Origin of the sequence: Mycobacterium fragae (assembly GCF_002102185.1) — a bacterium.
GTDB classification, from domain to species: Bacteria; Actinomycetota; Actinomycetes; order Mycobacteriales; family Mycobacteriaceae; genus Mycobacterium; species Mycobacterium fragae.
Genome location: NZ_LQOW01000013.1, coordinates 1 through 5,928, shown reverse-complemented (window position 1 = coordinate 5,928; position 5,928 = coordinate 1). Strand labels below are relative to the sequence as shown.

General features: G+C 65.8%; 1 protein-coding gene. It reads right to left on the bottom strand.

Features of this window, described 5'->3' with window-relative positions; genetic code table 11:
* On the bottom strand, positions 1 to 5,928 hold a 5,928-nt coding region (locus AWC06_RS23565), incomplete at both ends, for a non-ribosomal peptide synthetase (RefSeq protein WP_139819940.1).

Below are 5,928 nucleotides of genomic sequence, written 5' to 3'. Positions count from 1 at the left end.
ACCAACCCCGGCGCCGGCCACATACAACTCCCCCACCACCCCGGCCGGCACCGGCCGCAACCAGCCATCCAGCACAAACAACGCCGCCCCCGGCACGGGCGCCCCGATCGGCGGTGCCCCCGGCCCCGTTACCAATGGCGCACTCATGGACGTATACACCGTGGCCTCGGTGGGGCCGTACGCGTTGATCAATACCCGACCGGACGCCCACCGATCCACCAGCTCAGCCGGGCAGGCCTCACCGGCAACCACCAATGCCGTCGACTCCAAACCTTGCGGCGACAACATCCCGACCGCCGAGGGGGTTTGGCTCAATACGCTGACCCGTTCAGCAATCAGCAACTCGTGAAGCTCATCCGGTGAGCCCGCCACGACTTCAGGCACCACCACCAGCCGCCCACCACGCAGCAACGCCCCAAAGATCTCCCACACCGAGACATCGAAGGCCAACGAGTGCCACTGCGACCAAACCTGCCCCGGTCCTGCCGGCACGCCGCCATTCACGGATGCCAGCAGTTGGGTCACGTTGCGGTGAGGGATGGCCACCCCCTTGGGAATACCGGTGGTACCCGAGGTGTAAATCAGATACGCGATATCCTCCGGCGCCGGCGCCGGCAATGCGGTGCACGGATAGGTGTCAATGCGGGGGTCGTCAATATCGATGACCACCAGCTCGCACTCGTCCAGCCGATGGGCCAGCCCGGTGGTGGTGATCGCCGCCATCGGCGCCGCATCGGCGAGCATGAACCCGATCCGGGCGTCGGGGAGTGCCGAATCGATCGGCACATACGCCGCGCCCGTCTTCAGCACCGCCAAAATCGCGATGATGGCCTCGGCCGAACGCTCAAACAGCAGCGCCACCCGCTCACCCCGGCTCACCCCGTGGCCGGACAACAGATGCGCCAACCGGTTCGCGGCCTCCTCAAGCTCGCGATAGGTCCACGAACGTTCCGCGTAGCTGAGCGCCACCGCCTCCGGGGTGCGCGCAACCTGCGCGTCAAACGCCACCGGAATCGACACCGAAACGGGCATCGCAGCGGACAACACCGCCCGATTCCCCCACCCATCCAGGCGGGCATGCTCAGCGGCATCCAACACATCCACCGACGAGAGTCGCCGAGTCGGGTCGGCGCTCAGCGCCACCACCACCCGCTCCAACCGCTCGATCAACGCCTCGATACTGGCCGCATCGAAGACATCGGTGCGAAACTCCACCTCCAGCTGGATCCCGGCGGGCTCACCCGCCTCGCTCCAGCGCTCCGCAAGGAAAAACACCAAGTCCATGCGGGCGACCCGAATGTCCACTGGCAGAGGCGTGACCTGCAAATCGCCCAACGTCAGTCCAGCGGCGAGGTCAGTGTCCTGCCCGGAGAAGTTCTGCCAGGCCAACGCCACCTGCACCAGTGGGTGATGGGTCAGGGTTCGGGTGGGGTTAAGCCGCTCCACGAGCATTTCGAAGGGCACGTCCTGGTGCTCGAAGGCGGCCAGGCTGCGGGTCCGCACCTGGCCCAGCAGTTCGGCCACAGTGGGATCCCCGGCCAGATCGACCCGCAACACCAAGGTGTTGACGAAGCAACCCACCAACTTATCCAGCGCCGGATCACGGCGCCCAGCAACCGGGAACCCCACCGCCACGTCACTGCTGGCGCAGACCTTCGACAGCAGCAACGCCAAAGCGGCCTGCACCACCATGAAACTGGTCCCGTTGTGCTCGCGAGCCACATGAGCAACCCGCTGCTGCAGCTCCGCCGGCCACTTGATCGCCACCCGGGCGCCGCGGTAATCGGAAACCGGCGGATAAGGCCGGTCGGTCGGAAGCTGCAGCCGCTCAGGCAGCCCGGCCAGGGCCTGCTCCCAGAACCTCAGCTGCGCGGCGATGGGACTGCGGCTATCTGCCAGCTCACCCAGCTGCTCACGCTGCCACAGCGTGTAATCGACATACTGCACAGCCAACGGCGCCCAATCCGGAGCCTGCCCCGCGGACCGGGCGCCATATGCGACACACGCATCTACGGCCAACACGTTTAGCGACCAGCCGTCGGCGGCGATGTGGTGCACCGCGACCACCAGCACATGCTCTTGATCAGCAATACGGAAAAGCTTTGCCCGCAATGGGATCTCGGTCGCTAAATCGAAGCTGTAGCGGAATGCCTCCTCGACGCCCGCATGCAGTTGGCTAGCCGACCACTCGGTGGCATCGACGACCTCGAATCCCAACTGCGCCCGCTCAGCGGGGATCACCAGCTGTTGGGGTACCCCCTCGACCGACGGGAACACCGTGCGCAGGCTCTCATGACGGCCCACCACATCGGCCAGCGCCGCGCCCAACGCCTCGAGATCCAACTGCCCACACAGCCGCAACGCCACCGCCATGTTGTAGACGGGTGACGGCCCCTCGAATTGATCGATAAACCACAACCGCTGCTGGGCAAACGACAACGGCACCACCGCAGGCCGCTGCCGCGGCGTCAATGCTGCCCCAGCCCGGTCGTCGGCATGTGCCCTCATCCATTCGGCCAACCCCGCGACGGTCGGCGCATCGAACAACGCCCGGAGCGGGACCGCGATACGGAGCTCAGCCCGGACTCGGGCGACTAGCCGGGTCGCGGCAAGTGAATGCCCACCGAGGTCGAAAAACCCGTCATCAATGCCGACCCACGTCACACCGAGAACCTCGCCGAACAGTCCGGCCAGCGCCCGTTCCCGTCGATCACGCGGCGCCCGATACACCACCCCGCTCTTAAACTCCGGCGCAGGCAACGCCCGCCGATCGAGTTTGCCGCTGATCGTCAACGGCAGCGACTCCACCACCATGATCACTGTCGGCACCATGAACTCCGGCAACCGGGCGGCCACAAATCGGCGCAGTTCAGCCACTCGTTCAACCGCCGCGGGGTCATTGGCGTGCCCGGCGAGGTAACCAACCCGCCCGGTGGGCAGGTACATATCCGATAACGCTGGCGGGGGGTCGTCATCGAGCGGTTCGGTGGCGCGGGTGTAAATGAGGTCGACCAGTCCCGCGGTCGGCGACCAGGTCACCGCAGTGACGTATCCGAGGTCCTGCCCCAGCAGATGACATTGGTGCGGCAACACTGCATCGGCTGCGGATATGCCGGCACGCAACTGGCTGACGGACACCTGGTCGTCGGCTTGGTCCAGCGCGTGCGCCAGCGCCACATCGGGCCATATCCCGGCGTGCGGCACCCCGGTGACACGCAGCTCCGGCAGGTGCCGCGACTGCAGATATTCACGCAGCCTGGCGAGGCTCCCGAATCGCTGCCACGGTTCGGACGGCAAGTGTGTAAGGGACCGCACTGGCACCGGCGCTTTACGCAGCACCACCTCGTACCGGAAACAACTCAGTTCGTTCACCGCATGGATCTGCTTGAGCTGTATCTCAACAGCCGCGACGTCGGATAGGTGCTGCGGCAAAGCCGCGAAGAACTCCGGCGCCAACAACAGTTCCTGCTCCGCAAGTATGTCTCCGCGAACCCGCTCGCGGATTGCCTTGGCACTGTCCTCACCACCGGTGGCGTCAGCGCACAACACGCCTGTGGTGAAGGCCCGCAACAACGACAAGTTCCGCACATCGCCGATAAACAACGCCCCGCCCGGTGCCAGTAGCCGCATGGCCACTGTCAGCACATCAAGCAGATACGCCACGCCCGGGAAGTACTGGACCACCGAGTTGAGCACTACTACATCGAAATGCCCCTGCGGCAACCCATTCGCCACATGCGCCGGCTGCACCCGCAACCGCACCCGATCACCCCACGGCTGGTCAGCCACTGACGTCTGTAGTGTCTGGATCGCGGGCGCGGAAAAGTCCGTAGCCCAATACTCGACACACATCGGGGCCAAGTGCGCAAGCAACAGCCCCGGACCCACCCCAATCTCCAACACCCGCCCGGGACCGAACCTCCGGATTCGATCCACTGCGGCCGCCCGCCATTCCTGCATCTGCTCCAGCGGGATGGGCGCCCTGGTATAACTGCTGTTCCAGGCCCCGAAGTCCTCTCCCAATACTGCTGGCGCGCCCGCCGCGGACGTCGACTCCGAATACAGGGCGTCGTACACCCCGTGCCACTGATCAACTAGCTGCGCTTCTCGCTCGGGCTCCCGGACCAGCATCATGTCCTGATCCAGCACGACATAGCCCGCCAACAGCTTGTCGCTAGCCTCCTCATCGAAATCCCGGGTGGGTGTGGCTGTGTGGGCAACGACGACCGCCTGTGCCACCGCCGGATGGGCGGCCAGCACCGTCTCAACGTCGCCGAGCTCGATGCGATACCCGCGGATATTGACCTGCTCATCGGCGCGCCCCAGATACTGCAGCTGCCCATCATCGCGCCAGCGCACCAGATCTCCGCTGCGGTACATCCGTTGTCCCGGCGTTCCCGCACCGCCGAACGGACAGGCCACAAAGCGCGACGCGGTCAAAGCCGGCCGACCCACATACCCGCACGCCACCCCGGCACCGGCCACATACAACTCGCCGACCACACCTGGCGGCACCGGTCGTAACCAGCCATCCAGCACAAACAACGCCGCCCCGGGCAGCGGCGAACCGATCGGAGGCGCGCCGGACCCCGCCGTCAACGGCGCACTTATCGCCGCCCACATCGTGGTCTCGGTCAGGCTGTAGGTGTTGATCAGCACTCGTCCGGATGCCCACCGATCCACCAGCTCGGCCGGGCAGGCCTCACCGCCCACCAGCAAGGCCATCGAATCCAGACCGTCCGGCGACAATGCCCTTACCGCAGAAGGCATTTGGCTCAAGACGCCGACGTGTTCGGTGACCAGTAAATTGTGGAAGTCTTCCGGTGAGCCCGTCACTGACTCGGGCACCACCACCAGCCGCCCACCATGCAGAAGGGCGCCGAAGACCTCCCAGCCCGAAATGTCAAAGCTGTATGAGTGACACTGCGCCCACACCCCCGCCCGCGGCAGCCGGCTATCCAGTGACGCCAGCAGCTGGGTGACGTTGTGGTGGGTGATGGCCACTCCCTTGGGCACCCCGGTGGTGCCCGAGGTGTAGATGATGTGGGCGATGTCCTCAGCGGCCGGCCCCGGCAGACCCGTGCTGGGTTGGGCGTCGATGGCCGGGTCGTGCACATCGATGACCGCCAGATCAAACCCGTACAGCCGTGAGCGCAGATCCGCCGTGGTGATCGCGGCGATCGGCCTGGGGTCCTCGAGCATGAACCCGATCCGGGCGTCGGGATGCGCCGGATCGATCGCCAGGTAGGCCGCCCCGCTCTTGAGCACCGCCAAAATAGCTGCGATCGCCTCGATCGAGCGCTCGAACAACAGCGCCACACACCGTCCCGGACCCGCCCCATGAGCCACCAACAGGTGCGCCAACCGGTTGGCCGCCTCATCCAACTCCCGATAGGTCACCGAACGGCCCTCGAAGGTCAGCGCCACCGCCTGCGGCGTGCGGGCCACCTGCGCGGCAAACAACACCGGAATCGACAATGAAGCGGGCGCCGGCTCGCTCAACACCGCCCAGTTACCCCACCCCTGCAGGCGGGCATGCTCGCCGGCATCCAGCAAATCCATCGACGACAGCCGCCGCATCGGATCGGCGCTCATCGCCACCAACACCCGCTGCAACCGCTTGATGAGCGCCTCGATACTGGCCGCATCGAACACATCGGTGCGAAATTCCACCTCCCCACCGATCCCGGCGGGCTCACCGGCCTCGCTCCAGGACTCACCGAGCGAAAACGTCAAGTCCATGTGGGCGGTGCGAGTGTCCACCGACAGTTGGGTGACCTGCACATCCCCCAACGCCAACCCGCCGTCGGCGTCACTGTGTTGCCCGGCGACGTTTTGCCAGGCCAACACGACCTGCACCAGCGGATGATGGGTCATGCTGCGGGTCGGGTTGAGCCGCTCCACGAGCACCTCAAAGGGCACATCCTG